The following is a 25,481-nucleotide window of genomic DNA, read 5'->3' as shown; positions in this document are numbered from 1 at the left end:
AGGGCCTCACAGCGCGAGGGCGTAGGTCAGTGTGTCCAAGCCCACGGAGCCCAGCCGCAGCGCGCGGCTGTGGAAGCGCTTGAGGTCGAAGTCCTGGCCCTCGCGCGCCATCGCCTGCTCGCGGGCGTCGAGCCACATCTGCAGCCCGATCCGGTAGGAGGGCGCCTGCCCGGGCCAGCCCATGTAGCGCAGCCACTCGAAGCGCAGCGTGCCCTCGGCCATGGCCACGTTGTGGCGCAGGAACTTCCAGCCGTCCTCGGGGGTCCAGACCTCTCCGGCGCGGGCGCCGCCGAGCATCTCCCCGAGCGCCTCGGGGATCTCGAAGCCGCAGTGGAAGCCCACGTCGAAGATCACGCGCACGGTGCGCAGCCGCTGGGAGTCGAGCATGCCCATGCGGTCCCCGGGGTCCCCCAGGAAACCGAGCTCGTCCATGAGCCGCTCGGCGTACAGCGCCCAACCCTCACCGTGGCCGGAGACCCAGATGCCCATGCGGCGCCACTCGTTGAGCTCGCCCGCGTTGGCCAGGGCGGTGGCGCACTGCAGGTGGTGGCCCGGGATGCCCTCGTGGTAGACGGTGGTGGTCTCCTCCCACGTGTTGTGCTGGGAGACCCCCTCCGGCACGGACCACCACATGCGTCCGGGTCGGGAGAAGTCCGCGCTCGGCGGGGTGTAGTAGATGATCCCGTCGTGCGTGGGGGCGATGCAGCACTCCAGCGTGCTCATGGGCTCGGTGATCTCGAAGTGCGTCCCGGCCATTTCGGCCAGCGCGGTGTCCGAGAGCTTCTGCATCCACGCCTGCAGCTCCTCGGGGGAGTGCAGCTGCCGTTGCGGATCCGCGTTCAGGGCGGCCATGGCCTCCTGCACGGTGGCTCCGGGCAGGATCCGGTCGGCCACGTCACGCTGCTCGGCGTCCAGCTCCAGCAGCTTCTGCACGGCCCAGTCGTAGACCTCGCGGGGGTCGCGGCGCGCACCCAGGAAGGACGCGAGGTGCAGCCGGTAGTCCTCGATCCCGCACGCGTCCGACTCCCGGGCCACCGGGGCGAAGTCCTCGCGCAGGATCCGGGCGATGTCCCGGTAGGCGGCTCGGGCGGCGTCGGACGCGGTGCGCAGCTCGTCCCGCAGGGACTCCGGGGCGGCGGGATCCGCCACGAGGGAGGCGAAGAAGCCGTCGTCGGACGCGTACTGCTCGGCCTGCTGGGACGCCTCCACGATCTGCGGGGCCGACGGCGGGCGGTCCAGGGACACGGCCTCGTCCAGTCCCGCGCGGTACTGCTCCAGGGCGGCGGGGATGTTGGCCATGCGCCCGGCGATGTGCGCCCAGTCCTGCTCGGTCTCCCGGGGCATGGCGTCGAGCACCTGGCGGATGCCCTGCACGGGGGACTCGATGTTGTTGACCGCGGAGACGTCCAGGTCGGCCTCATGGCGGTCGCGCTCCAGTTCGAGCTCGTTGCGCATGGCGTGCAGCGTCACGCGGTCCACATCGTCCTCCGGGCTGACCTCGTCGAGGCGCGCGAGCGTGCTGCGGACGAGCTCGGCCCGGGCCGCGCGGCCGGCGGGGCCGAAGTCGGGGTACTCGGTCTCGTGCCCGGGGAAGCCCAGGAACGTGGCCTCGCTCGGGTTCAGGGCAAGGCTCTCGTGGAAGTAGGTCTCGGCGAGGCGGTCCGCGGCGGTGGCGGTGCGCTGCGCGGAACCCAGGGGTGCGAGGGGTTCCGGGGTCCGGGGTGCGTTCTCAGATGTGGTCACGTGATGTAACCCTAGTCACATCGCGGCCGCGCGCGGGCATTGCGGGGCGTCGTGCCCGCGCCGCGTCGAACCTCCCGTGCCCCGAGCGGCTGCGTCCTCGCCCGCCGCTCGGCGGGATCACCCGGCGAAGCGCTCCTCGAGCTCGTCCAGCAGCTCCAGCACCGCGCCGCTGCCGCTCACCGGTCCGCCGGCGAGCAGCCCGTCCGCACCCAGCACCACGGCCCACGGGGGCCCCGGGTGCTGGAACACCGTGCCCATCTCCGCGTGCCGGTCCACGAGCGCGCCCGCGGGGAGGTTCCCGGACAGCGGCGCGCGCTCGTCCTCACCGGTCACGACGGTGTGCACCGCCACCGGGCCGATCGCACCGCCCGCCGCCGCGAGCCGCTCGACCACGGGGGCGCACCACCCGCACGTGGAGCTCACCCCGAACAGCGCCCGTGCCCGGGAGGCGGCGAGGTCGCGCAGGGTCACGGTGCGCCCGTCGGCGTCCGTCAGCGTGGCGTAGGGGATGGGGAGCCGTTCGTAGTCCTCCGTGGCGTCCTCCGTCCCGGACTCGACGCCGCCCGGCGCACCTGCCGCACGCTCGTCGGGTTCCGCGCCGGGCCGGTCCCCGGGTCCGTCGGCGGGTCCATCGGCCTGCCGCGCGTCGGACGACGCCGCGGCGTCGTCGTGCGCTCGCAGCTGCGGGGGCAGCGGGGGGACGTCCGCGACGTCGTGCGCCGCGTCGGGGGCACGCCGGGAGCCCTCGCTCCACAGGGTCAGCAGCACAAGGACCAGGGGGATGCCTACGGCCACCGCACCCCACCACGGGAGTTCGAGCGCCGGGCCGTGGAACCTGGTGAGGGTGAGCACCAGGGCGAGTGCGGCTGTGAGGGTGAACGCCACGTTGCGCACCACCGTGCGACGTGAGACCGCCGCGCGGGAGAGCTCACCGAAGCACCCGCACGAGGCCGGGTCCGGGGCCCTGGTGCCGCGGTGCACCACCACGGTGAAGGCGGCGAACAGTACGGTGGTGAGGCCCGCGGCCACGGTCAGCAGCGGCCCGGCGCTCACGCACAGCGCGGCGGCGAGCAGCACCTCGCACCACGGCAGCGCGCGCTGGACCCAGGGGGCGCGCAGCGCACCGGGCAGGGGTGCCGTGTCGAGGATGGTCCGCCCGGTGCTCGGGGCCAGGAGTTTCGCGGCACCGCTCAGGAGCAGGACGGCGGCGAGGCTGACGAGGGCGGAGGTGGCGATGGCAGGCACCGGAACATTATCCCCTCGGGTGGCCGAAGCCTCCTACCAGCGGGCGTCACGGACCCGCCGCGGATTAGCGCTCCGGCTGCGTCCACCGCCATGCCCCGCGCCCGGGGCGCAGGCGCAGGCCGAGCCGGAGCCGGCGCGACTGCGGGCGGGGTGCCCGAGTGGGACGTGCCGGGCGTTCCTCCTGGGGCGCGGGCAGGGCGGTGAGCACCGCGGTGAGCGCGGCCAGCTCCTCCGGCCCCGGGTTGCCGCGGGTCACCGTGAACAGGGGTTCCTGGGCGGCCGCGGTCTCCGGCAGGGCGGCGACCGCCGCCGTGCGGGGGTCGCTGACCGACGCGCCGTGATTCGCGGTCGGCGCACCGTGCGGCGTTGAGCGGGCGTCGTCCCGGGGCGAGCCCGCGGCCTGCGTGGGCGTCACAGCGGGATGTTCCCGTGCTTCTTGGCGGGCTGCGAGGCGCGCTTGTCCGCCAGTCCGCGCAGGGCCTTGACGATCTGCTCGCGGGTCTCGGAGGGGCAGATCACGGCGTCCACGTAGCCGAGCTCGGCGGCCTGGTACGGGTTGAGGAGGTCCTCCTCGAACTGGCGGGCCAGCTCGGCGCGCAGGGCGGCGTCGTCCTCGCCGTTGTCCTGGGCGGCCTTGAGGTCCCGGCGGTAGAGGATCTCCACCGCGCCCTGGGAGCCCATGACCCCGATCTGGGCGGTGGGCCACGCGAGGTTGATGTCCGCCCCGAGCTTCTTGGAGCCCATCACGATGTACGCGCCGCCGTAAGCCTTGCGGGTGATGAGCGTGACCAGCGGGACCGTGGCCTCCGCGTACGCGTAGAGCAGCTTGGCGCCGCGGCGGATGATGCCGTTGAACTCCTGGTCCGTGCCGGGCAGGAACCCGGGGACGTCCACGAACGTGAGGATCGGGATGTTGAAGGCGTCGCAGTGGCGCACGAAGCGTGCGGCCTTCTCGGACGCGGCGATGTCCAGGGTGCCGGCGAACTGCATGGGCTGGTTGGCCACGATCCCCACGGTGTGGCCCTCCACCCGCGCGTAGCCCACCATCACGTTGGGGGCGTAGAGCTCCTGGATCTGCATGAACTGGCCGTCGTCCACGACCGTCTCGATCACGGTGCGCATGTCGTAGGGCTGGTTCGCGGAGTCCGGGATCAGCTCGTCCAGGGCGAGGTCCTCGTCCGTGACCTCGTCCACCTGGTCGTGGTCCAGCACGGGGGAGTCCTGCAGGTTGTTGCCGGGCAGGTACTCCAGCAGCTCGTGCACGAAGTCGAAGGCGTCCTGCTCGTCGGAGGCCAGGTACGCGGCCGTGCCGGTGCGCTCGTTGTGCGAGCGGGCACCGCCCAGGGTCTCCATGTCCACGCTCTCGCCCGTGACGGTCTTGATCACGTCCGGGCCGGTGATGAACATGTGGGAGGTCTTGTCCACCATCACCACGAAGTCGGTCAGGGCGGGAGAGTACGCCGCACCGCCCGCGCACGGGCCCATGATCAGCGAGATCTGCGGGATCACACCGGAGGCGCGCACGTTCATGCGGAAGATGTCGGCGAACATCGCCAGGGAGGCCACACCCTCCTGGATGCGGGCGCCGCCGCCGTCATTGATGCCGATCACGGGGCAGCCGTTGCGCAGCGCGAACTTCTGCACCTTGACGATCTTCTCGCCGTTGACCTGGGACAGGGAGCCGCCGAAGACCCCGAAGTCCTGGGAGTACACGGCCACCAGGCGCCCGTCCACGGTGCCGTAGCCGCTGACCACGCCGTCACCGGGCAGCTTCTTCTTCTCCATGCCGAACATGGTGCTGTGGTGCACGGCCAGGGCGTCGAACTCCACGAAGGAGTCCGGGTCCAGCAGCATCTCGATGCGCTCGCGCGCGGTGTTCTTGCCGCGGGAGTGCTGCTTCTCCACGGCGCCCTGTCCTGCCGGCGCGGCGGCCTGCTCGCGGCGCTGCCGGAAGTCGGCGATCTTGCCTGCTGTGGTGGACAGGTCGTGGCTCATGACACCTCGCGTGGTCGTGGCCGGCACAGGAACAGGGCGTGCCGCGGGCCCCTCGGATCGCACCCAGTGTAGTGGCCGGTCCGGGGCGGGCTTTTGTAGGAGTTCCACAACATCGCCCGCCCGCGGTGCGCGGTCTCAGGCGCCGCCCACGGCCCCGATGGTCACGGACCACTCGCGCACCGTGTGCTCGGTGACCACGCCGTGGACCACGAGGGGATCGTCCTGGATGAGTCGTTCCACCTCCGCGGCGTCCGCGGCCTCGAGGACGACCAGGGCGGCGTCGTCCCCCAGCGGGCCCGAGGCCAGGTTGACGCCGCGCTCGTGCAGCTCGCGCAGGAACGCGCGGTGGGCGGGGCGGTGCTCGGCGAGCAGCTCGGGCGGGCCGCCGTAGGTGTAGTGCAGGGCGAAGACGCTCATGTCGGGGCCTCCCACGGGTGCATCGGGGCTGGGTGCGGACGCGTCCCAGCATATGCCCGGCCGCGGACGCGGTGGACGGCCCGGGGCTGCACCTAAGCTGGAGGTCACACCCAGGCCACGGCGCACTGCCGTCATGTGAGGAGCACGAGTCATGGAAGCCACCGGGCACAGCCCCGCCGCCGACTACCGCGAGGCGCCGCTCGAGGACGCCCTGCGCGGCCACGGGTACCGGGAGGTCACGGTGCTGGACAGTGTGGACTCCACCAACACGTGGCTCGCGCAGAGCATCGCGGACCGGGGCGGGCGCGGGGAGGGCCTCGCGGCGGTCGTCACCGGCTTCCAGTCCCGGGGCAGAGGTCGGCTGGACCGGCAGTGGGTCACCCCGCCCGGCGCGGCCGTCACCTTCTCCGTGGCGTGCACTCCCGTGGACCGCACGGGGCGTGCGTGGGAGCCGCAGCTCGTCCCGTGGCTCACCCTGCTCATGGCGTACGCGGTGACCGGGGCGGTGCGGGACCTCACCGGAGTGCCCGCCGTGCTGAAGTGGCCCAACGACGTCCTGGTTCGCGAGCGCAAGCTGTGCGGCGTGCTGGCCACCATGGTGGCGCCCGCCGCCGGCACCGCCCCCACGGTGGTGGTGGGCGCGGGCCTGAACGTGACCCAGCGCGAGCTGCCCGTGCCCACGGCCACCTCCCTCGCGCTGGAGGCCGACGCCGCTCCCACCCGCCCCGCGCTGCTCACCGCGGTGCTCGCGCGCTTCGCCGAGACGCTCGAGAGGGCCTCCGAGGACCCGGCGCGCCAGCTCGGACCGGGCGGCCCCCTCCGCCGCGACCTCGAGGCGCGCGTGGACACGCTCGGCCGCGAGGTGAGCCTGCAGCTGCCCGGCGCGTCCGCGCCGCTGCTCGCCACCGCCACGGGACTCGGCACCTCGGGCCAGCTGGTCGTGCGCGCACGGGACGGACGCGAGCACGAGTACTCCGCGGGGGAGGTGGTGCACGTGCGGCCCGCCGCGGCCGGTCATTCCGCCCGGACGCCCGAGGACACCCACCGCACCGGGTCCGAGAGCGGCCCCGCCGTGCCCCCGGCCGCGCACCCGTCGGCTCTGGCCACCGACCCGTCGGCCCCGACCACCGGTCCGCTCACGACGCCGCCCGCCCCCGTTCCCGAGCCGCCCTCGCCCGGCGCGCGCCCGGAGCCGCGGGCATGAGCCCCCGGCACGGCCTCGCCCTGGAACCGGGGGAGCAGACCGTGGTGGCCACCCGCCCGCACCCCCTCGCCCTGGTGGGCCCGGCGCTCGCCGCGTGGCTGATCGTGTTCGCCTACTCGGCCCTGCGCCGCCTCCTGGACCTCACATGGCGGCCCACGGACGCGCCGTGGACGGGGCTGCACGCGTTCGTGGGGTGGCTGCTGGTGCTCGCCGCGCTGCTCGCGGCGTGGCGCTTCACCCTGGCACCCGCGTGGCGCTGGACCCGCACGCGCTTCGTGCTGACCACGTCCCGGCTGGCGCTCGTGGGACCACCGGCCCACGACGGCGCCGTGGCCCTGCCCCTGACCGCCCTCCAGTCCGTGCGGGTCACCCGCGGCGCCACCGAGGAGGGTTCTACCCGGGAGGAACTGGACCGCGGCACCGTGCTCGCGGATTTCGGGATCCTGGGCGGACTCAAGCTCACGGGCTGCCCCCAGCCCGCCCACTTCGCCCGGCTCGTGCGCGGCGGTGCAGGCAGCGCGGGGAACTACAGTGGGGAAGGCACCGCACCGGGGCCGGTTCACCCCGGCCCGCACACCGCCCAGCAAGGAGGACCGCGTGGCTGACGACACCTCGGAACACTCGGACCAGTTCGTGACGGGCCCCCAGACCGAGCAGCTCAACCTCAACCTCAACAACCCCGTGCAGTCCAACCTGTACGGCTCCGAGGAGTCCAAGGCGGCCGTGCGCCACCTCGACTCCCTGCTGCTGGGCTCCCAGCGCCACCTGCGGCGCCGCGAGGCCGCGAAGGAGGCGGGGCTCTCCACGGCCTCGGCCCGCAAGATCTGGCGCGCCCTGGGCTTCCCGAACCTCACCGACGACGACGTCTACTTCACGGGCGAGGACGTCCGCGCCCTGCGCGTGGTCTCCGACATGGTCCAGAACGGTGCCCTCAGTGAGGAGGCGGCGCTGTCCCTCGCGCGCTCCGTGGCGCAGCTGACCGACCGCATGGTGGTGTGGCAGATCGAGGCCCTCGTGGAGGACATGGTCGCCCACCGGGACATGACCGACGCCCGTGCCCGCCGCGAGCTGCTCACCCTGCTGCCCGAGCTGCTGGGCCCCCTGCAGCAGCTGCTGGACTACGCGTGGCGGCGCCAGCTCTCGGCGGCCGTCCAGCGCCTGGCCATGCGCGGCGAGCGCCCGGACGGCTCCACGGTGATCCTGCACGACGCCGCTCCGGACGTCGGCGGCGCGGCCCTGCCCCTCGCGCGCGGGGTCGGCTTCGCGGACCTCGTGTCCTACACGTCCCTGTCCCGGCAGATGAACGAGCGCACCCTGGCCAACCTGGTGCAGCGCTTCGAGAAGCGCTGCGCGGAGGTCATCTCGATCGGTGGGGGCCGCGTGATCAAGACCATCGGGGACGAGGTCATGTTCCTGTCCGAGACCCCCGAGGGCGGAGCGCAGATCTCGCTCGCCCTCGCGCGGATCATCAAGGAGGACCCGCTGCTGCCGCAGGCGCGCGTTGCCTTCGTGTGGGGCCGTGTGCTGCCGCGCCTCGGGGACCTCTACGGTCCCACCGTGAACCTCGCGTCCCGGCTCGTGGCACTCACGGAGCCGGGCGGCGTGGTGGTGGACGAGTCCACCGCCCGCGTGCTGCGCGGGGACGAGCGCTTCGTGCTCGACCCGCAGCCCACCCGCAACGTGCGGGGCTTCGGGGACGTCCGCCCCGTGGCCATCTCCCAGGGCTCCGGGCCCCTACTGGAAGACGAGGTCGAATGACCGTTCCCCTGACCATCCGATCGGGCGGCGTCACCGACCGCGGGCTGCGTCGCGAGACCAACGAGGACGCCCTGATCGTCACCGACACCATGTGCGCGGTGGCGGACGGCATGGGCGGGCACGAGGCCGGGGAGGTGGCCAGCGCGCTGTGCGTGTCCACCCTGGGCGCCTCGGAGCTGTTCACCCTCGAGGACTTCCGTGACTACCGGATCGTGGAGCCCGAGCCGAGCTCGGACGTCGCCCGGTTCCGCGCGACCATCGACCGGCAGCTCAAGCTGGACCCGGAGATCCCCCACGAGGTGATCGAGGCCGTGCGCCGGGTGCGCTCCGTGCTGTGGGAGGCGGACCACGCCATCCAGGCCGAGTGCGGGACCCGCGCGGGGACCACGGTCACGGGGGCGTGGCTCGTGCAGATCGAGGGCGTCTGGCTGTGGCTCGTGTTCAACGTGGGGGACTCCCGCACCTACCAGCTCACCGGGCCGGGCGTGGGGCAGCCGGTCACGGAGCAGACCGGGCCCGTGGGCGTCAACCAGCTCACCGTGGACCACTCCGAGGTGCAGTACCTGGTGTCGATCGGCCAGCTCACCCCCGCCCAGGCGCTCGTGCACCCGCGGCGCAACGTGATCACCCGCGCCCTGGGCACGGGCCAGATCTGGGAGCCGGACGTCGTGGTGCTCCCCGCCGTCCCGGGCCAGCGGCTGCTCATGTGCTCGGACGGCCTCACGGGGGAGCTCTCCCCAGCGCACATCGCCCGCGTGCTGCACTCGGTGCAGCACCCCAAGGAGGCCGCGGACGTCCTGGTCCAGGCCGCGCTGCGCACGGGCGGGCGGGACAACGTGACCCTCGTGGTCGCGGACGTGCTCACCGCAGACGACCCCCGCGCGAACACGAGTTCCATCCCGCGCGTGCGCTGAGCCCGCCCTCCGACCGCCCGCTGACCGCGCCCGCGCGGTGCGCGGTGCCCGGCGTGCGCCGCCCCCGTTTCAGGGACGGCGCGCGCCGGTGGGCCGCTCAGCCGTGGTGGCCGCGGGTCTGGGCGCCCGGGTCCTTGGCGGGCTTGGGCTCCTTGACGGGGGCCTTGCCGCTCGCGCGCAGCCGGCGGTAGTAGTCCGCGGCCTCCTCCTGGCGCTCGGCCTCCACCGTGCCGCCGATCTCGGCGCGCAGCAGCTCGGGCGAGAGCCCGAACGCGTCCACCAGCTCCAGGGAGTAGGGGCGCAGGCGCGCGATGAGGCGGTTGATGTAGGACTCCAGGGCGCGGCCGCGGCGCATCGAGAGCCGACCGTAGGAGAGGTACCACGCGAGGTCCTGCTCGATCAGGTGCAGGCCGAAGAGGTCCCGCAGCCACGTGAGCACACGCTTGGTGTCCGGGTCCTCGACCTTCTCCAGACCGGCGGTGAACGCCTCCCACTGCAGCAGCTGGGCGTGGGAGCGGGCGGCCTCGAGCAGCCGGTTCTGGTTGTCGTTGAACGCCTTGGCCTGCTCGGTGCGGGACTTGCGGGACACGGCCCGCAGCTCGTCCGCGATGTCACCGATCATGGTCTGCACCCGGTCGGTGAGCAGCGCGCGCTGGGCCGCGGGATCGCGCAGGGCGTTGACGGACTTGCGGGAGTCCCCGGTGTCCGAGAACGCCTGGGTCAGCTTGCGCAACCCGGAGCGGTTGAAGCCGGCTTCGGTGGCGCGGTCCGCCACGTAGCGGGCCATGACCCCCACATCCGCGTTCTTGAACTCCGCGGAGTAGTCGTTGAGCAGCCGCTTGGCCACGAGCTGGAGCAGGATGGTGTTGTCGCCCTCGAAGGTGACGTACACGTCCAGGTCCGCGCGCAGCTGCACGAAGCGGTTCTTGGCCATGAAGCCCGCGCCGCCGCACGCCTCGCGGCACTCCTGCAGCGTGTCCAGGGCGCTCCACGTGGACATCGGCTTGAACGCCGCGGCCAGGGTCTCGAGCTCCTGACGGTTGCCGTCGGACTCGTCCTCGCCGGAGAACACCTCGTGGAACTTGTCGAGCAGCTGCTGGTGCGCGAAGGTCATCGCGTAGGTCTCCGCGATGCGCGGGATCAGCCGGCGCTGGTGGCGCTGGTAGTCCAGCAGCGTCTGCTCCTGGATGTCCGAGTCCGTGGTGAACTGCCGCCGCTGCTCGGCGTAGCGCACCGCGATGCTCAGGGCCGCCTGGTTCGCGATCGTCGCGGCGCCGTCGAGGGACACACGGCCCTGGACCAGCGTGCCGATCATGGTGAAGAAGCGCCGGCCCGGGGACGGGATGGGGGAGGAGTAGACGCCGTTCTCGTCCACGTCCCCGTACTTGTTGAGCAGGTTGGTGCGGGGCACGCGCACGTGGTCGAAGTGCAGGCGGCCGTTGTCGATGCCGTTGAGCCCGCCTTTGCGGCCGTCGTCCTCGCCGCCCACGCCCGGCAGGAACTCGCCGTTCTCGTCCCGCAGGGGCACGTAGAGGCAGTGCACGCCGTGGTTCATGCCGTCCACGATCAGCTGCGCGAACACGGTGGCCGCGCGGCCGTGCACCGCGGCGTTGCCGAGGTAGTCCTTCCACGCGGCCTTGAACGGCGTGTGGATCTCGAACTCGTCCGTCTCCGGGATGTACGTGGCGGTGGTGCCGATCGAGGCGACGTCCGAGCCGTGGCCGATCTCCGTCATGGCGAACGCGCCGGGCATGCTGAGGTCCAGGATGGAGGGCAGCCACTTCTTGTGGTGCTCCTCGGTGCCGAGGTTCAGCACGGCGGAGCCGAACAGGCCCCACTGCACACCGGACTTGATCTGCAGGGACGGGTCCGCGAGCACGAGCTCCTCGAACGCGGAGAGGTTGGCGCCGGGGCTCATGGCCCCGCCCACGCTCTCGGGCATCCCCAGGTACTGGGGACCGGCGTCCGCGAGCAGCTTGAGCTGCTCGAACGTGACGTTGCGCTGGTCCGCGAAGGACTGGTCGTACTGGGACTGGAAGCGGGGGTCCTCGGCGCGTTTGCGGGCGGCCAGGCGGGCCTCGGGCCAGCGGCCCAGCAGGATCCTACCCAGTTCCGCGGTGTCGATGGTCGAGGGGGCGGTGGCGCCGTCCTCGGGGAGGTCCTCGATGCGGTCGGTGTCGGGAATGGTTCCGCTGACCGTGGTGGTGCTCATCATGACTCCTGTGGGGTCTCGCGGACGGACGGGCCGTCCTGGATGGGGGCGTTGCTGGAAGGGGACGCCGCGGCGGAGACCGCCGCGGACGTGGACGCCACGGGGCGCAGACCTTCCACGGCCCACGTGGTGATGATGCGACTCATGGTGTGGCGGTCCGGTGCGCCGGGGGCGTCGCCCTGGGAGAGCCAGGATTCCCCGGCGCCGCGGACCATGCCCACGGTGGCGGCGGCCCAGCTCTGCAGGACACCGTCCCCGGTGGCCGCCTCGCCGTAGTGGCGCACGTACTGCTCCATGAGCAGGTCCCGCACCGAGTCGATGAAGCGCTCGATGGTGGATCCCTGCTCGTCCGGGGCGGTCACCACGAAGCGGTAGACCTCGGCGGAGCCCGCCACGGACTTGAGGTACTCGGAGACGAGTGCGTGGATCATGGCCGCGAAGGTGTCCGCCTCGCTGACGGCGGCCACCATGCGGCGTCGCATGCGGGTCACGAAGTACTCGCCCACGGCGGCCTGCACGCCGGACTTGTCCTTGAAGTACCGGTAGAACACGGACTTGGACGTGCCGCACGCCGTGGCGATCTCCTCCATGGAGATGGCAGCGCCGTTCGCGGCCACCGCATCGCGGGCGGCCGTGATCAGCTCGGTGCGCCGCCTGGCGCGGTGTCGCTGCCAGCGGCTGTTCCTGCCGTCCACGGGGGTCGTGACCTGTTTCACGATACCGAGAGTATCAGCTACTCTGGGTTTCAAGTGATCCACATCGCACGAATCCCCTCACAAGGAGCAGACATGACCGAGAACACGCAGAACGCGAAGCAGCCGGGCACCGGCGCCAAGACCGCCGCCGCGGGCAAGCACGCCGCACCCGCCACGGGCACCCGCGCCGTGGTGGTCGCGGGCAACCGCATCCCCTTCTCCCGCGCAGGCGGCCCGTACGCCAACGCGTCCAACCAGGACATGCTCACCGCCGCGATCGACGGTCTCGTGGCCCGCACCGGGATCGCCGGTGAGCGTCTGGGCGCCGTGGCCGCCGGTGCCGTGATCAAGCACTCCCGCGACTTCAACCTGACCCGCGAGTCCGTGCTGGGCTCCGCCCTGGACTCGGCCACCCCGGCCTACGACGTCCAGATGGCGTGCGCCACGGGCATGGAGACCGTCAGCTCGATCTCCAACAAGATCCGCCTGGGCCAGATCGAGGCCGGCATCGCCGGCGGCGTGGATTCTTCCTCGGACGCGCCCATCGCCGTGAGCGAGGGCCTGCGCCGCGCACTGCTCAAGCTTCAGCGCGCCAAGACCACCCTGCAGAAGCTCCAGGCGTTCAAGGACGTCCGCCCCGCGGACCTCGCGCCCGCCGTGCCCAGCTCCGGCGAGCCCCGCACGGGCCTGTCCATGGGTGAGCACCAGGCCCTGACCACCGAGCACTGGGGCATCACCCGTGAGGCCCAGGACGAGCTGGCCGCGGCCTCCCACCAGCACCTCGCCGCCGCGTACGAGCGCGGGTTCTTCGACGACCTTGTCACCCCGTTCAAGGGCCTGACCAAGGACAACAACATGCGCCCGGACTCCACCGTGGAGAAGCTGGGCAACCTGAACCCGGTGTTCGGGAAGAAGCTCGCGGGCGAGGCCACCATGACCGCCGGCAACTCCACCCCGCTCACGGACGGCGCCTCCGCCGTGCTGATCGCCACCGAGCAGTGGGCCGCCGAGCACAGCCTCACCCCGCTCGCCGAGGTCGTGGACTCCGAGGCCGCCGCCGTGGACTTCGTGACCGGCAAGGAGGGCCTGCTCATGGCTCCCGCCTACGCCGTGCCGCGCCTGCTGGCCCGCCAGGGCCTCACCCTGCAGGACCTGGACCTCGTGGAGATCCACGAGGCGTTCGCCTCCACGGTGCTGTCCATCATGAAGGCGTGGGAGTCCCCGGAGTTCTGCAAGGAGCGCCTGGGTCTGGACGCCCCGCTGGGCTCGATCGACCGCTCCAAGCTCAACGTCAACGGCTCCTCGCTGGCCACCGGCCACCCGTTCGCCGCCACCGGCGGGCGCATCGTGGCCTCCACGGCCAAGGAGCTCGCGGCCCGCGCCAAGGCCGAGGGCAAGCCCCAGACCGCGCTGATCTCGGTGTGCGCCGCGGGTGGCCAGGGCGTGGCCATGCTGCTGCGCTCGGTCTGAGCACCCGCCACGGCAACCGCGACACCACGAGATCAGGGAGAAACTTCACGTGACGGACACTTATCTGGACATGGTCAACTCGGGGCTCGGCAAGCAGCTGGCCTCCAAGCTGGGCCTGCCCCGGCCGGTCACCCTGCGCCGCTACCAGGCGGGCGGTGACTTCCCGGAGGGCGCGGTCCTCGTGCTCGGCAGGGGCACGGCGGGCGACGCCGCGGCGTCGGCACTGCTCGGCTGGAACCTGGACGTGCGGCGCAACGCGTCGGACGTGGACCGCGTGGGTGCGGTGCTGATCGACTACACCGGGATCGAGAGCCCCGCGGACCTCGGCGGCCCGGCGCTCGAGCTGGCCTCCGCCCTGCGCAAGCTGCGCCCGGGCGGACGCGTGATCACGCTGTCCCGCCCCGCACCGGGCATCGGCACGGGTGCGGCGTCGGGCACCGTGGCCGGTGCGGAGCAGCTGGCCCCGGCGCAGGCGGCGGCGCGCCAGGGCGTCGTCGGCATCCTGCGTTCGATCGCCCAGGAGATGCGCGGCGGCGTGACCGCCAACGGCGTGCTGGTCGCGGACGGTGTGGCGGGGGACGCCCCGAGCGTGCTAGGCGCCATCCGGTTCTTCCTGTCCGGGCGCAGCGCGTACGTGGACGGCCAGTTCCTCACGGTCGGCGACGACCGCGGTGACGCCTCCGTGGACTGGGAGCACCCCGTGGCGGGGAAGGTGGCCGTGGTCACCGGCGCCGCGCGCGGGATCGGCGAGCAGGTCACCCGCACGCTGGCCGCCTCGGGCGCCACTGTGGTCCCCGTGGACGTGCCCGCCGCCGGGGACGCCCTCAGCAAGCTCGCCAACGAGCTGCGCGTGCCCGCTCTGCAGCTGGACGTCACCGACCCGCAGGCCGGGCAGAAGATCCTGGACCTGGTGGCCTCCCGCTACGGCCGCCTGGACCTGGTGGTGCACAACGCCGGGATCACCCGGGACAAGATGCTCGCCAACATGGACGAGGCCAAGTGGAACTCGGTGATCGCGGTGAACATCGAGTCGCAGCTGCGGATCAACGAGACCCTGCTGGCCTCCGACAAGCTGGGTTCCACCCCGCACATCGTGTGCCTCGCGTCCACGAGCGGCGTGGCGGGCAACCGCGGCCAGACCAACTACGCCGCCTCGAAGGCCGGTGTGATCGGTCTGGTGGCCGCCACCGCGCCGCTGATCGCCGCCAAGGGCGGCACCATCAACGCGGTGGCCCCCGGGTTCATCGAGTCGGACATGACCGCCAAGATCCCGGCCGCGCGCCGTCAGATCTCCCGCCGCCTGAACTCCCTGCAGCAGGGCGGTCTGCCCGTGGACGTGGCGCAGGCCATCACGTTCCTGCTCTCGGACGCCGCGGGCGGCATCAACGGCCAGACCCTGCGTGTGTGCGGGCAGAGCATGGTGGGGGCGTGATCGCGTGAGCGCCACGGATCCCGTTCCCTCCGTTCCCGCGGACTACGAGCGCACCACGCCCTCGGGCGCGGTCAAGCTGCCCGCCCTGTACGCGAGCGCCGGAGCACGTGCGGCCACGAGCGCGGCGGGCGGCGCGGCGTTGTCGGCCTCCCGCAAGGCGCTGCCCGCGCTGCGGAAGTCTCCCGTGGGGCGGGTGCTGCCCGCCTCGCTGCGCACGCCGGGCACCGGCAAGGTGGACGGCGCGCTCGAGCTGCCGCGCGTGGCCCACGTGGTCGAGGGCCTGTCCGCCGATGCCGAGTGGCACGAGAAGTTCTGCCGGGTGGTGCACGCCACGCCGCGGCCCCTGGCACTGGGCTCCGCGGAGACGGCTGTGTTCTCGGGTGCGCTGCACTCGCTCGCATTCCCTGTGGCCATGTCCGTGCTCACGCGCAGGGACTTCCCCCTGCCCGTGCTGGGCATGGTGCACATCTCCAACACCGTGCACCACGTCTCGGACGTCGCGGTGGGGGAGCGGGTCACGGCCACCGCGTGGACCGAGAACCTGCGCGCGCACCGCGCCGGGACCATGCTCGACGCCGTGGTGACCCTCACGCGTGAGGATGGCTCGGTCGCGTGGGCCGGGCGCTCGGGCTACCTCGCGAAGGGCGTGCACACCGCGATCGCCGGTGACGCGCCCCGCACGAACAGCGAGGACGACGCGCCGCGCGAGCACGCGCCGTTCGAGGCCCCGCAGCCCACCGGGCAGTGGAGCCTCGGCGCCGGGACCGGGCGCGAGTACGCCGCGGTGAGCGGGGACTACAACCCCATCCACCTCTCGGACCCCTCGGCCAAGGCCCTGGGCATGAAGGGTGCTATCGCCCACGGCATGTACACGGCCTCGCGCGCGCTCGCGCTCACGGGCGTGCCGTCCGAGGTGCCGTTCACATGGTCGGTGGAGTTCGCCACCCCGGTGCGCCTGCCGGCCACGGTGACGGTCGCGGTGGACGACGACGGTCGGGGCGCCCACTGGAGCGCGTCTCGCGTCCAGGTGTGGGACCCCAGGCGGGGCCGTCCGCACGCGGACCTGCGGGTCGCCGCGCTGTAGCGGTGCACTGCTCGACGGGCCCCTCGGATCCTCGGATCCGAGGGGCCCGCCTCGTCGTGGCTGGGGCCTGCGTGGCCGCCGGGCGTCGCCGCTTGACTGGCGGGTGGGCGCGACCGGGTCCCCTGAAGGCCGGTGAGGGGCCCGCCGGGTGGCGGTCGTGCGTGTCGGAGTCCTGGGTCACAATGGTCCGGTGAGCACAGTCAACGCCAAGGGTGCGAAGCCCGCCACGGACGCCAACGGCCAGAGTCTGAACCCCGAGGAGCCCAGCGAGGCGCTGCGGGAGGAGTACGCGCAGCTCTCGGACCGGGTCCGGGAGGCCCGCGCCGCGTACTACGTGCACGACCAGCCCGTGATCTCGGACGCCGAGTACGACCAGCTCTACCGCTCCCTGGAGGAGTTCGAGGCGCTGCACCCGGAGCTGAAGGCCAACGACTCTCCCACCCAGGAGGTCGGAGGCGAGGTCGGGGCCGCCTTCAGCCCCGTGAAGCACCTCGAGAAGATGTACTCGCTGGAGGACGTGTTCTCCACGGACGAGCTCGTGGCGTGGCTCGAGCGCGCCCAGAAGCAGGTCGCGGAGCTGCCCGGCGCCCCGGAGGTTGCGTGGCTGAGCGAGGTCAAGATCGACGGGCTGGCCGTGAACCTGCTGTACCGGGACGGTGTGCTCGTGCGCGCCGCCACGCGCGGTGACGGCACCACGGGCGAGGACATCACCCACAACGTGGCCACCATCAAGACCATCCCGCAGCGGCTCTCCGGCGAGAACCTGCCGGAGGAGGTCGAGGTGCGCGGCGAGGTGTTCATCTCCTCGAAGGACTTCCGCACGCTCAACGAGGCCATGGTGGAGGAGGGGCGCGCGCCCTTCGCCAACCCCCGCAACGCGGCGGCCGGTTCCCTGCGGCAGAAGGACCCCCAGGTCACCGCCCGGCGCCCGCTGTCCATGTTCGTGCACGGCATCGGGTACGTGCGCGGCGTGGACCTCGAGACGCAGTCGGAGGCGTACGAGATCCTGCGCGGGTGGGGCCTGCCCGTGAGCCCGTACTCCCGGGTGCTCTCCACCGTGGCGGAAGTGCTCGAGTTCATTGCCGAGTTCGGGGACAAGCGGCACGCGCTGCTGCACGAGATCGACGGCATCGTGGTCAAGGTGGACGACCGCCGCACTCAGTTCCGCCTGGGCTACACCTCCCGCGTGCCGCGCTGGGCCGTGGCGTACAAGTACCCGCCGGAGGAGGTCAACACCACGCTCGTGGACATCCTGGTGAACGTGGGCCGCACCGGGCGCGTGACCCCGTTCGGGCTCATGGACCCCGTGCGCGTGGCCGGATCCACCGTGGAGATGGCCACCCTGCACAACCAGGACATGGTCAGGGCCAAGGGTGTGCTGATCGGGGACACCGTGGTCCTGCGCAAGGCCGGGGACGTGATCCCCGAGATCGTGGGCCCCGTGGTGGCCCTGCGGGACGGCTCCGAGCGTGAGTTCGTGATGCCCGCCGAGTGCCCCTCGTGCGGCACGCCGCTGCGCCCCGCCAAGGAAGGGGACGTGGACATCCGCTGCCCCAACGCGGAGACCTGCCCGTCCCAGCTCAAGGAGCGCGTGAACCACGCGGCCGGTCGCGGCGCCTTCGACATCGAGGCACTCGGCGAGGAGGCTGCCAGGGCGCTGACCCAGCCCGTGCCGCTGGACGCACCGGACGGGACCGAGCTCTCCGTCCCACCGCTGCGCAATGAGGCCGGGCTGTTCGACCTCACCCCCGAGGACCTGCGGGACGTCATGGTCTGGCGGGACGCCCGCCGCACGGTCACGGACGAGGAGACCGGGGAGAAGGTCCAGCGGGTCACCCCCGAGCTGGTGCCGTACTTCTGGACCAAGCCCACCAAGGCCAGGCCCAGCGTGCCGTCCAAGACCACCGAGCAGATGTTCGCCCAGCTGGAGCAGGCCAAGGACACCGAGCTGTGGCGGGTGCTGGTGGCCCTGTCCATCCGGCACGTGGGTCCCACCGCCGCACGCTCCCTGGCCACGTCCCTGCGCAGCATGGACGCCATCCGGCAGGCCGATCCCGAGACCCTGGCCGGCACGGACGGCGTGGGCCCGGTGATTGCCCAGGCCGTCCAGGAGTTCTTCGCCGAGCCGTGGCGCCGCCGCGTGGTCGAGCAGTGGGCCGCCGCGGGTGTCCGCATGGAGGAGGAGGTGGACGAGTCCACCCCCCGCACCCTCGAAGGAGTCACCGTGGTGGTCACCGGCTCTCTGGAGGGCTACAGCCGGGACTCGGCCAAGGAGGCGATCCTCAAGCGCGGCGGGAAGGCCTCGGGCTCGGTGTCCAAGAAGACGCACTTCCTCGTGGCGGGGGATAACGCCGGGACCAAGCTGGACAAGGCCGAGTCCCTGGGAGTGCCCGTGCTGGACGAGGCGGGCTTCGAGCAGCTGCTCGCCCAGGGGCCCGAGGCATTCGGGGACCGTGCCGACGCCGCGGACCAGCCCGCGGCGGGGGAGTGAGGCGCGCCGTGGCGGAGGCACTCGACGGGCTGGGCCCGGGCACGGACGAGCTCGAGGAGCTGCTGGGGGTGGCGCTGCAGGCCGCCGCGGCCGGGGCGGAGGTGCTGCGCGGGCGGGACGTCTCCGCGTTCGACGCCGTGACCAAGTCCTCGGACGGGGACTGGGTGACCGCCTACGACGTCGCCGCGGAGCGCGCCGTGTGCGACGTCCTTCGGCGGGAGCGGCCCCACGACGCGATCACGGGCGAGGAGTCCGGCACGCACGTGCCCGAGCGGCGCTCGGGGCTGCGGTGGTCCGTGGACCCGCTGGACGGGACCACCAACTTCATCCGGGACATCGTCTACTACGCCACCTCCGTGGCCGTGTGCGACGAGCACGGCACCTGGCTCGCGGGGGTCGTGGACGCGCCGGCGCTGGGCCGGGTCTACTACGCGGTGGCCGGGCTTGGTGCGTGGGTTCGCCGCGGCGGCAGAGACACCCGGCTGAGCGGGCCGGTGCCCGGGCGCCGCGGCGCGCTGTACGGCACGGGCTTCTCCTACGACGCCGCGGTGCGCCGCGAGCAGTTCGGCTCCTTCCTGGACACCATGGAGCGGTTCTCGGACATGCGGAGGCTGGGATCCGCGGCGCTGGACCTGTGCATGGTGGCGGACGGCACCCTGGACGGGTACTCGGAGCGCGGGCTCCACGAGCACGACTGGGCCGCCGGAGCCCTGATCGCCCACGAGGCGGGAGCGCGGGTGCAGCGCCCGCAGCTGCCTCCGCCGCCGGCCCTGTGTGAGGAAAGCCACCCGGACCGGGCGGCCGCGGAGGCCGCGTACGAAAAAGCCCGTGTGGCCAGTGTGATCGCCGCGTGGAGTGCCTGATGACGGGTGGATACCAGCTCGTTATCAACCCGGAATCCGCCCGATATCCACGGCTGCGGCCGCTCTCGGGTTGACCCGCCCCGCCGGGTGTCCTAGCGTTGCCGGGGTTGAGCGGTCCTCGCGACCGTGATCCATGCCCGCGGCAGGGGTTGTCCCCCAAAGCGGGATAACGAAAAAGTAACGCGTCCCTTGATCATCGAGTGACCGTTACGCTATCGTTATCAACAACTTCCTCAGCGGACTTTCGTGACCGGAAGTTCGCTTCCAGGCGCACATGATCCGTGGTCTGGATTGTGCTGGATGCTGCCGCACACCGTACGTCGTCTACATGGCAGCATTCCGTAGTTTCTACCCCTCACACCTAACTGTTATGGGTAGACGACGGCGCGAAGACACCCAGGGATGGGAACGAGCGTAGGTGGCCTGACGGAGCATGATGAAGACTTCAACCGCTATCCGCCGTGGTACCGCTGCTGTCATGATGGGCGGCCTGGCCGTGGGCGCGTTCGCCGTCCCCGCCAACGCTGCCCCCAGCCTTGACGCGATCAAGCAGTGCGAGTCCGGTGGAAACTACCAGGCGCACAACGCTTCCTCCGGTGCCTCGGGTGCCTACCAGTTCCTGACCTCCACCTGGCAGGGCATGGGCGCCATCACCGCTGGCTACGCCAACGCTGCCGACGCCCCCGCCGCTGTGCAGGACGCTGCTGCGGCTGCGCTGATGGAGCGTTCCGGCCCGAGCCAGTGGGAGTGCTCCGGCATGATCTCCGGCGGCTCCTACACCGCTCCGGCTGCCGCTTCGGTGGCCCCGCAGTCCTCCTCCGTCCAGGAGTCCGCTCCGGTCCAGCAGGCTGCCCCCGTGCAGCAGGCCGCTCCGGTGCAGCAGGCTGCCCCCGTGCAGCAGCAGGCCCCGGCCGTGGAGTACACCGCTCCCGCTGCCCCCGTGCAGCAGGCCGCTCCGGCTGCTGGCACCTACACCGTGCAGGCCGGCGACACCCTGGGCACCATTGCCAACAAGCTCGGCGTGAACGGCGGCTGGGAGGCCCTCTTCTCCGCCAACGCCGGCTCCGTTGCGGACGCCAACCTGATCTTCCCGGGCCAGGTCCTCAACATCCCCGCCTGATCCAGGTGCACATCGCATGCGATGAGCGGATCCGGCCACTGAGTCCGGTGGTCCCGTGATCCGTTGAACCCCGCCCCTCACCCGACGGTGAGGGGCGGGGTTCTTTCATGTCCGGGCTCTGCCCCGCCCACGCGGGCCCGCACGCCCCGCCGGCTGGGCACCGCTCGCTCACCGAGTGCCCCGCGGCGGATGCCATGATGGGGCTCATGGGTCACGAGATCGTCATCATCGGCGCCGGGATCGCGGGTCTGTCCGCGGCCGCGGAGCTCGCGCAGCGGCGGGGCACGGGGCGGGGCATCCTGGTCCTGGAGGCGGGACCGGACGTGGCGCTGCAGACCTCGGCCCGTTCGGCGCAGCAGCTGATCCCCAGCTACGGTCCCGCCCCGGTGCTGGAGCTGACCCGCTGGAGCATCGCGGCGCTGCGGGAGGCGGGCCGGTCACTGGACCACGCCCTGGTGTGGCCGAACGCGTTCGTCGTGGCCGGCTCACCGGAGGACGTCACCCGGATGACCGCGCCGGGCCTGAGGACCCTCGGCGGGGAGCAGCTGTTCGCGCTGTGTCCGGAGCTGCGCCGTGACCCCCGGCGGTACCGGGTGGGCGCGGTGGACCACGCCGCGGTCCGCTCGGACGCCCCCGGTCTGCTGCGGTGGCACAGGACGAGGGCGGAAACCCTGGGGGTGCAGATCCGCACCCGGTGCCGCGTGGTGGGCGCGGAGCGTCCGGGGACGCAGTGGCGGTTGCGCCTGGAGGGCACTCGGCAGGACAGGGTGCTCGCGGACACGGTGGTCAACGCCACCGGGGCGTGGGCCGAGGAGATCGGACGCGTGCTGGGCGCGAGCCCCCAGAGTCTGCAGCCGAAGCGCCGGACCGCGGCGCTCGTGCGCACCGAGGTTCCGGTGCCCCCGGATCACCCCATGGTCATGGACGCCGCGCAGCACTGGTACTTCCGCCCGGACCCGCAGGGGCTCATGGTCTCGGTGGGGGAGTCCGAGCCCAGCGAGGCGTGCGACGCGCAGCCGCACCCGGGCGCCGTCGAACGCCTGGTCACCACCGTCCAGGAGCACACGGCACTGCGGATCACCGGGGTGGTGAAGTCCTGGACCGGGCTGCGGACGGAACGCGCGTCCGACGTGCCCGTGTGCGGCTGGGACAGCGCGGCCGAGGGCGTGTTCTGGCTCGCGGGTCAGGGCGGCTACGGCTTCCAGACGAGTGCGGCCCTGGCGGCCGCCGCGGCGGAGCAGCTCCTGGACGGCCACGTGGGCCCGTGGCTGAGCGCCGAGACGGTGGCCGCGCTGCAGCCGGAGGGTGCGGCATGAGCCCGCTGGATCCGCTGCTGCCCGCGCGCCAGGTCAAGCATGCCCTGTTCGTGGCGGACAAGCGGCGGCGCCGAACCCAGAAGGCCCTCCGGTTCGACGCGCTCACTGCGGTGGCGCCGTGGCACGCGCGCGTGGCCACCTACGAGTTCGACCCCGCCCGCTTCCGCCGGTCGTTCGTGGCGCGCACGCCCCCCGCGCCGGGCGGGCCGCAGGAGCTGCCGCGGCGGGTCATCACCCTGTGGCTCGGGGAGAATTCCCTGACCCCGCGGCGACGCGCGAACCTGGAGGTGATGCGGGAACGGATCGGACTGCCCGTGGAGCTGGTCACCCGGGAGAACCTGCACGGGTGACTGGTGCCGGGGCACCCGCTGCACCCGGCCCACGAGAACCTGTCCCTGGTCCACCGTTCCGACTACCTGCGGGCGTACCTCATGCACCACCACGGTGGGGGCTACTGCGACCTCAAAGCCCCCCCGTGACGTCCTGGGAGGCTGCCTTCGCGCGGATGGACACCGACGAGCAGGCCTGGCTGAGCGGCTACCCGCAGAGAGCCGCGCAGGACGTCACCCGACTGACCGGCGCGCTCGGCACGGATCTGGCGTGGCACCACCGGCTCGTGGACATGGGTGCCTACCTGGTGCGCTCCCACACCCTCCTGACCGCGGAGTGGCTGCGGGAGGTCGAGCGCCGGCTGGACCACTACGCGGACCAGGCCGCCGAGTTCCCCGGTGAGGAGCGGGGCGAGGTGGTGGGATACCCCATCTCGTGGACCCCGCTGCTCGCGAGCCGGGCTCCGGGGCCCCCGCTGGGCGGGGTGGCCGCACCGCACCGGGTGGGTGCGCCACCCCGGAACGGGGCGGCGTCAGAGTGGGGCGCCCCTCACCCCGTCCGTCAGCCCGCGACCCCCAGCTGCCGCGCGAGCCACGCGTACTCCCACGCGGTGTCCTTCCACTGCGAGTACCGCCCGGACGCACCTCCGTGGCCACCGGCCATCTCGCAGCGCAGCAGCACGGTCTCCGGGTGCGCCACGCGGGTGCGCAGCTCGGCGACCCACTTGGCGGGCTCCACGTACAGCACGCGGGTGTCGTTGAGGCTCGTGACCGCGAGGATCGGCGGGTAGTCCGCGTTCCGCACGTTCTCGTAGGGGGAGTACGAGCGCATGTACTCGTAGACCTCCGCGGACTCCACGGGGTTGCCCCACTCCTCCCACTCGAGGGCGGTCAGCGGCAGCTCGGGCATCAGCATGGACGTCAGGGCGTCCACGAACGGCACCGCGGCCAGCCCGCCACAGTACAGCTCGGGGGCGAGGTTGAGCACCGCGCCCGCGAGCAGACCGCCCGCCGAGCCGCCCATCAGCGCGATCCGCCGCGCATCCACGTCCGGGCGCGCGGCCAGGTGACGGGTCACGGCCACGAAGTCCGTGAAGGTGTTGGACTTGGTGTTCTTCTTCCCGTTCTCGTACCACGCGCGTCCCAGCTCACCGCCGCCGCGCACGTGGGCCACGGCCCAGATCACACCGCGGTCCAGCAGGGACAGCCGCGAGATGGAGAACGCCGGGTCCGTGCTGATCTCGTAGGAGCCGTACGCGTACTGCAGCACGGGCGCGGGCACCGCGGGGTCCAGGTCCGCGCGGCGCACGAGGCTCACGGGAATCCGCGTGCCGTCCTCCGCGACCGCCCAGTCCCGCTCCACGGTGTAGTCCTCGCTGCGGTACCCGCCCAGCACAGTGGCCTCGCGCCGCAGCACGGGCTCACCCACGCCGAACGCGTCCAGCGCACCGGCCCCGGGCTCGCCCGTGGGGATGTCGTACACGCGCGGCGGCGTCACGAAGGACGTGTAGGACACCCGCACCACCGGGTTCTCGTACTCCGCGGAGAGCACGCCGGTGCTGCTGAGGTCCTCGTCGAACGCGGCCTCGGTCCCGGCCAGCAGCGCGGCGTCCGCCGCCGTGCCGGTGCCCTGGGACGACGACGCCGCACCGCCGCTCAGCGCGACCCCCGCCTCCTGCGCGGATCCCGCGGGCGCGGTGCGGTCCCGGCCCGTTCCGTGGGCATCCCGCCCGAGGGGCGCGGCGCCGCGTTCGTCGGACGCGCCGGACCCGGCGGTGGCGGCGTCGTCGGGCACGGCGTCCGTCGAGGCGAGTCCGGCCACCAGCGGCTCCAGGGCCGTGCGGGGGATCAGACGCACCCGGGGTGTGGTGTTCTCGCGCAGGGCCACCACCAGGTGCGTGGCCGTGGGGATGGCGGACTCCACGCGCACGGTGTCCGAGGCCGGGACCACGTCCACCAGGTCCACGTCCGCGAGACGTCGCCCGGCGTGCTCCAGGGGCATGAGGCTGATCCGGCCGTTCGGGGCCGCGGCGTCGTGGGAAAGCAGCAGCACGTCGGTGCCGGCCACCGTGAGGGGTTCCGCCTCGTAGAGCACGCGCTCCTCGCGGGCGAGCACGATCCGCCACGGCAGGCCCGAGGGGGCCTCGGCGCGTGCCCCGTCCGCAGGGCCGGTGTGTCCGGGTTCTGCTCCCGCGGGTTCGCCGGGTTCCAGCCCCGTGGACTGGTCGGGCTCCGAACCCGTGCGCTGATCGATTGCGTTCCGGTCCGTGGGAGAGGGGGCAGCCGCGGGGGACGGGCTCCGGGAACCCGGCGCAGCGGCGTCGTCGTCCGCGGGAAGCTCGCTGACGCGCAGGATGCGGTACTCGCTGTACTCCGAGCACGAGGAGGAGAGCATGAGCCACTGCTTGTCCGCGGAGAGCTCGGCGCCGAGCCACAGGCCGGGATCGTCCTCCTGGAACAGGAGCTGGTCCTCGGCCACGTCCGTGCCGATCACGTGGCGGTACACGCGGTACGGGCGCCAGGACTCGTCCACCACGGTGTAGACTACCTGGGACGCGTCCGGGGTGAGGAACGCGCCGTAGGAGGTCTGGGGGATCCGGTCCGCGAGCAGCTCCCCGCTGGTGAGGTCCTTGACATGGACGGTGAACCGCTCGTCCCCGGCGGTGTCCTCGGACCACGCGAGCCGGGAGCCGTCCTCGGCCACGCTGAACGCGCCGAGCGCGTAGAACTCGTGCTCCTGCGCGGCGGCGTTCGCGTCCAGGAGGGTCTGCTCACCGTCCAGGGGCGTCCCGGGTTCGACGGCGGGCGGGGTCCAGTCCGCGGGGTCCGCCACGGGAACCCGGCAGAACACCTGGTGGGCGCCGCCCTCCACGGTGCGCGCGAAGTACCACCACTCGCCGTGACGGCTGGGCACCGAGAGGTCCGTCTCCTGCGTGCGGTCCTTGATCTCCGTGTAGATGCGCTCCCGCAGCGGCTCCAGGTCTGCAGTGACCGCCTCCGCGTAGGCGTTCTCGGCGTCCAGGTGCGCCCGGACCTCGGGGGAGTCCTTGTCGCGCAGCCACTCGTAGGGGTCGCAGAACGTGTGGCCGTGGAACGTGCGCTCCACGGGACGGCGGGGGGCCACGGGGAAGGTCTGCTGCTCGGAAGTCATGCGCCCCAGTCTAGGGACGCGCCGGTGGGCCGTGCGGGTGTC

Annotated in this window: 21 protein-coding genes; 13 read left to right on the top strand and 8 right to left on the bottom strand. The window is 72.5% G+C overall.

Annotation, left to right across the window (positions count from 1 at the left end; translation table 11 throughout):
* Positions 1-6: 6 nt before the first annotated feature.
* From KRH_RS08310 to KRH_RS08290, 5 genes are all read right to left on the bottom strand, one after another.
* Complete coding sequence (locus KRH_RS08310) at positions 7-1,743, bottom strand: DUF885 domain-containing protein (RefSeq protein WP_012398755.1); 1,737 nt, start codon at positions 1,741-1,743, stop codon at positions 7-9.
* 117 nt (positions 1,744-1,860) lie between these two features.
* The gene (locus KRH_RS08305; RefSeq protein WP_012398754.1) at positions 1,861-2,988 is read right to left on the bottom strand and encodes a MauE/DoxX family redox-associated membrane protein; all 1,128 of its coding nucleotides are present in this window, start codon (positions 2,986-2,988) and stop codon (positions 1,861-1,863) included.
* 64 nt (positions 2,989-3,052) lie between these two features.
* Positions 3,053-3,403 carry an acyl-CoA carboxylase subunit epsilon gene (locus KRH_RS08300; protein ID WP_012398753.1) on the bottom strand — a complete coding sequence of 117 codons (351 nt, stop codon included), beginning with the start codon at positions 3,401-3,403 and terminating at the stop codon, positions 3,053-3,055.
* Positions 3,400-4,983, bottom strand: coding sequence for an acyl-CoA carboxylase subunit beta (locus KRH_RS08295; protein WP_012398752.1), 1,584 nt, complete (start codon positions 4,981-4,983; stop codon positions 3,400-3,402). The genes KRH_RS08300 and KRH_RS08295 overlap by 4 nt, the downstream gene beginning before the upstream one ends.
* 135 nt (positions 4,984-5,118) lie before the next feature.
* Entirely contained in the window at positions 5,119-5,400 is a 282-nt protein-coding gene (locus KRH_RS08290; protein ID WP_012398751.1) for a YciI family protein, read from the bottom strand.
* 151 nt (positions 5,401-5,551) lie between these two features.
* Here KRH_RS08290 and KRH_RS08285 point away from each other — a divergent pair, with 151 nt between their 5' ends.
* The 4 genes from KRH_RS08285 to KRH_RS08270 are packed head-to-tail and all read left to right on the top strand — an operon-like array spanning position 5,552 to position 9,276.
* Positions 5,552-6,604: a biotin--[acetyl-CoA-carboxylase] ligase gene (locus KRH_RS08285; RefSeq protein WP_012398750.1), complete on the top strand. Its 1,053-nt coding sequence runs from the start codon at positions 5,552-5,554 to the stop codon at positions 6,602-6,604.
* Positions 6,601-7,209, top strand: a complete 609-nt coding sequence (locus tag KRH_RS08280; RefSeq protein ID WP_012398749.1) for a hypothetical protein — start codon at positions 6,601-6,603, stop codon at positions 7,207-7,209. Before KRH_RS08285 ends, KRH_RS08280 begins: the two co-directional genes overlap by 4 nt.
* Positions 7,202-8,362 carry an adenylate/guanylate cyclase domain-containing protein gene (locus tag KRH_RS08275; protein ID WP_012398748.1) on the top strand — a complete coding sequence of 387 codons (1,161 nt, stop codon included), beginning with the start codon at positions 7,202-7,204 and terminating at the stop codon, positions 8,360-8,362. The genes KRH_RS08280 and KRH_RS08275 overlap by 8 nt, the downstream gene beginning before the upstream one ends.
* Positions 8,359-9,276 (top strand): PP2C family protein-serine/threonine phosphatase, encoded by a 918-nt coding sequence (locus tag KRH_RS08270; protein WP_012398747.1) that lies wholly within the window; start codon positions 8,359-8,361, stop codon positions 9,274-9,276. Before KRH_RS08275 ends, KRH_RS08270 begins: the two co-directional genes overlap by 4 nt.
* Before the next feature lie 97 nt (positions 9,277-9,373).
* On the opposite strand, the gene KRH_RS08265 is transcribed toward KRH_RS08270, so the two are convergent.
* Together KRH_RS08265 and KRH_RS08260 are read right to left on the bottom strand one after the other, a co-directional pair.
* The gene (locus KRH_RS08265; protein WP_012398746.1) at positions 9,374-11,488 is read right to left on the bottom strand and encodes an acyl-CoA dehydrogenase; all 2,115 of its coding nucleotides are present in this window, start codon (positions 11,486-11,488) and stop codon (positions 9,374-9,376) included.
* Positions 11,488-12,204, bottom strand: coding sequence for a TetR/AcrR family transcriptional regulator (locus KRH_RS08260; RefSeq protein WP_226905860.1), 717 nt, complete (start codon positions 12,202-12,204; stop codon positions 11,488-11,490). The genes KRH_RS08265 and KRH_RS08260 overlap by 1 nt, the downstream gene beginning before the upstream one ends.
* Before the next feature lie 72 nt (positions 12,205-12,276).
* On the opposite strand from KRH_RS08260, the gene KRH_RS08255 reads away from it, so the two are divergent.
* The 9 genes from KRH_RS08255 to KRH_RS12795 all read left to right on the top strand — a co-directional run bounded on the left by KRH_RS08255 (position 12,277) and on the right by KRH_RS12795 (position 22,438).
* Positions 12,277-13,653 (top strand): acetyl-CoA C-acetyltransferase, encoded by a 1,377-nt coding sequence (locus KRH_RS08255; protein ID WP_012398744.1) that lies wholly within the window; start codon positions 12,277-12,279, stop codon positions 13,651-13,653.
* 49 nt (positions 13,654-13,702) lie between these two features.
* On the top strand, positions 13,703-15,085 hold the full coding sequence (locus KRH_RS08250) for a 3-oxoacyl-ACP reductase (RefSeq protein WP_012398743.1): 1,383 nt from the start codon (positions 13,703-13,705) through the stop codon (positions 15,083-15,085).
* Between the two features lie 4 nt (positions 15,086-15,089).
* Positions 15,090-16,169: a MaoC family dehydratase gene (locus tag KRH_RS08245; RefSeq protein WP_012398742.1), complete on the top strand. Its 1,080-nt coding sequence runs from the start codon at positions 15,090-15,092 to the stop codon at positions 16,167-16,169.
* Between the two features lie 247 nt (positions 16,170-16,416).
* Positions 16,417-18,660, top strand: coding sequence for an NAD-dependent DNA ligase LigA (gene ligA, locus KRH_RS08240; RefSeq protein ID WP_226905985.1), 2,244 nt, complete (start codon positions 16,417-16,419; stop codon positions 18,658-18,660).
* An 8-nt stretch (positions 18,661-18,668) separates the two neighbouring features.
* Positions 18,669-19,523 (top strand): inositol monophosphatase family protein, encoded by an 855-nt coding sequence (locus KRH_RS08235; RefSeq protein WP_012398740.1) that lies wholly within the window; start codon positions 18,669-18,671, stop codon positions 19,521-19,523.
* Between the two features lie 433 nt (positions 19,524-19,956).
* Complete coding sequence (locus tag KRH_RS08230) at positions 19,957-20,643, top strand: LysM peptidoglycan-binding domain-containing protein (protein WP_012398739.1); 687 nt, start codon at positions 19,957-19,959, stop codon at positions 20,641-20,643.
* Positions 20,644-20,750: 107 nt separating this feature from the next.
* Positions 20,751-21,959, top strand: a complete 1,209-nt coding sequence (locus KRH_RS08225) for an NAD(P)/FAD-dependent oxidoreductase (RefSeq protein WP_226905862.1) — start codon at positions 20,751-20,753, stop codon at positions 21,957-21,959.
* Complete coding sequence (locus KRH_RS08220; RefSeq protein ID WP_012398737.1) at positions 21,956-22,309, top strand: hypothetical protein; 354 nt, start codon at positions 21,956-21,958, stop codon at positions 22,307-22,309. The genes KRH_RS08225 and KRH_RS08220 overlap by 4 nt, the downstream gene beginning before the upstream one ends.
* A gap of 3 nt (positions 22,310-22,312) precedes the next feature.
* Positions 22,313-22,438: a hypothetical protein gene (locus KRH_RS12795; protein ID WP_012398736.1), complete on the top strand. Its 126-nt coding sequence runs from the start codon at positions 22,313-22,315 to the stop codon at positions 22,436-22,438.
* Positions 22,439-22,850: 412 nt separating this feature from the next.
* Here KRH_RS12795 and KRH_RS12670 read toward each other — a convergent pair whose 3' ends face one another.
* Complete coding sequence (locus tag KRH_RS12670; protein ID WP_012398735.1) at positions 22,851-25,439, bottom strand: S9 family peptidase; 2,589 nt, start codon at positions 25,437-25,439, stop codon at positions 22,851-22,853.
* Between the last annotated feature and the right edge of the window lie 42 nt (positions 25,440-25,481).

This window comes from Kocuria rhizophila DC2201, from assembly GCF_000010285.1.
GTDB classification, from domain to species: Bacteria; Actinomycetota; Actinomycetes; order Actinomycetales; family Micrococcaceae; genus Kocuria; species Kocuria rhizophila_A.
The sequence above is the reverse complement of the archived record's forward strand: the minus strand, read 5'-3'. Positions and strand labels throughout refer to the sequence as shown.

Coding starts and splice junctions, on each gene's coding strand:
- KRH_RS08295 (WP_012398752.1), bottom strand. CDS start 4,983: ATGAGCCACGACCTGTCCACCACAGCAGGCAAGATCGCCGACTTCCGG.
- KRH_RS08290 (WP_012398751.1), bottom strand. CDS start 5,400: ATGAGCGTCTTCGCCCTGCACTACACCTACGGCGGCCCGCCCGAGCTG.
- KRH_RS08285 (WP_012398750.1), top strand. CDS start 5,552: ATGGAAGCCACCGGGCACAGCCCCGCCGCCGACTACCGCGAGGCGCCG.
- KRH_RS08280 (WP_012398749.1), top strand. CDS start 6,601: ATGAGCCCCCGGCACGGCCTCGCCCTGGAACCGGGGGAGCAGACCGTG.
- KRH_RS08270 (WP_012398747.1), top strand. CDS start 8,359: ATGACCGTTCCCCTGACCATCCGATCGGGCGGCGTCACCGACCGCGGG.
- KRH_RS08265 (WP_012398746.1), bottom strand. CDS start 11,488: ATGAGCACCACCACGGTCAGCGGAACCATTCCCGACACCGACCGCATC.
- KRH_RS08255 (WP_012398744.1), top strand. CDS start 12,277: ATGACCGAGAACACGCAGAACGCGAAGCAGCCGGGCACCGGCGCCAAG.
- KRH_RS08230 (WP_012398739.1), top strand. CDS start 19,957: ATGATGAAGACTTCAACCGCTATCCGCCGTGGTACCGCTGCTGTCATG.
- KRH_RS08225 (WP_226905862.1), top strand. CDS start 20,751: ATGTCCGGGCTCTGCCCCGCCCACGCGGGCCCGCACGCCCCGCCGGCT.
- KRH_RS08220 (WP_012398737.1), top strand. CDS start 21,956: ATGAGCCCGCTGGATCCGCTGCTGCCCGCGCGCCAGGTCAAGCATGCC.
- KRH_RS12670 (WP_012398735.1), bottom strand. CDS start 25,439: ATGACTTCCGAGCAGCAGACCTTCCCCGTGGCCCCCCGCCGTCCCGTG.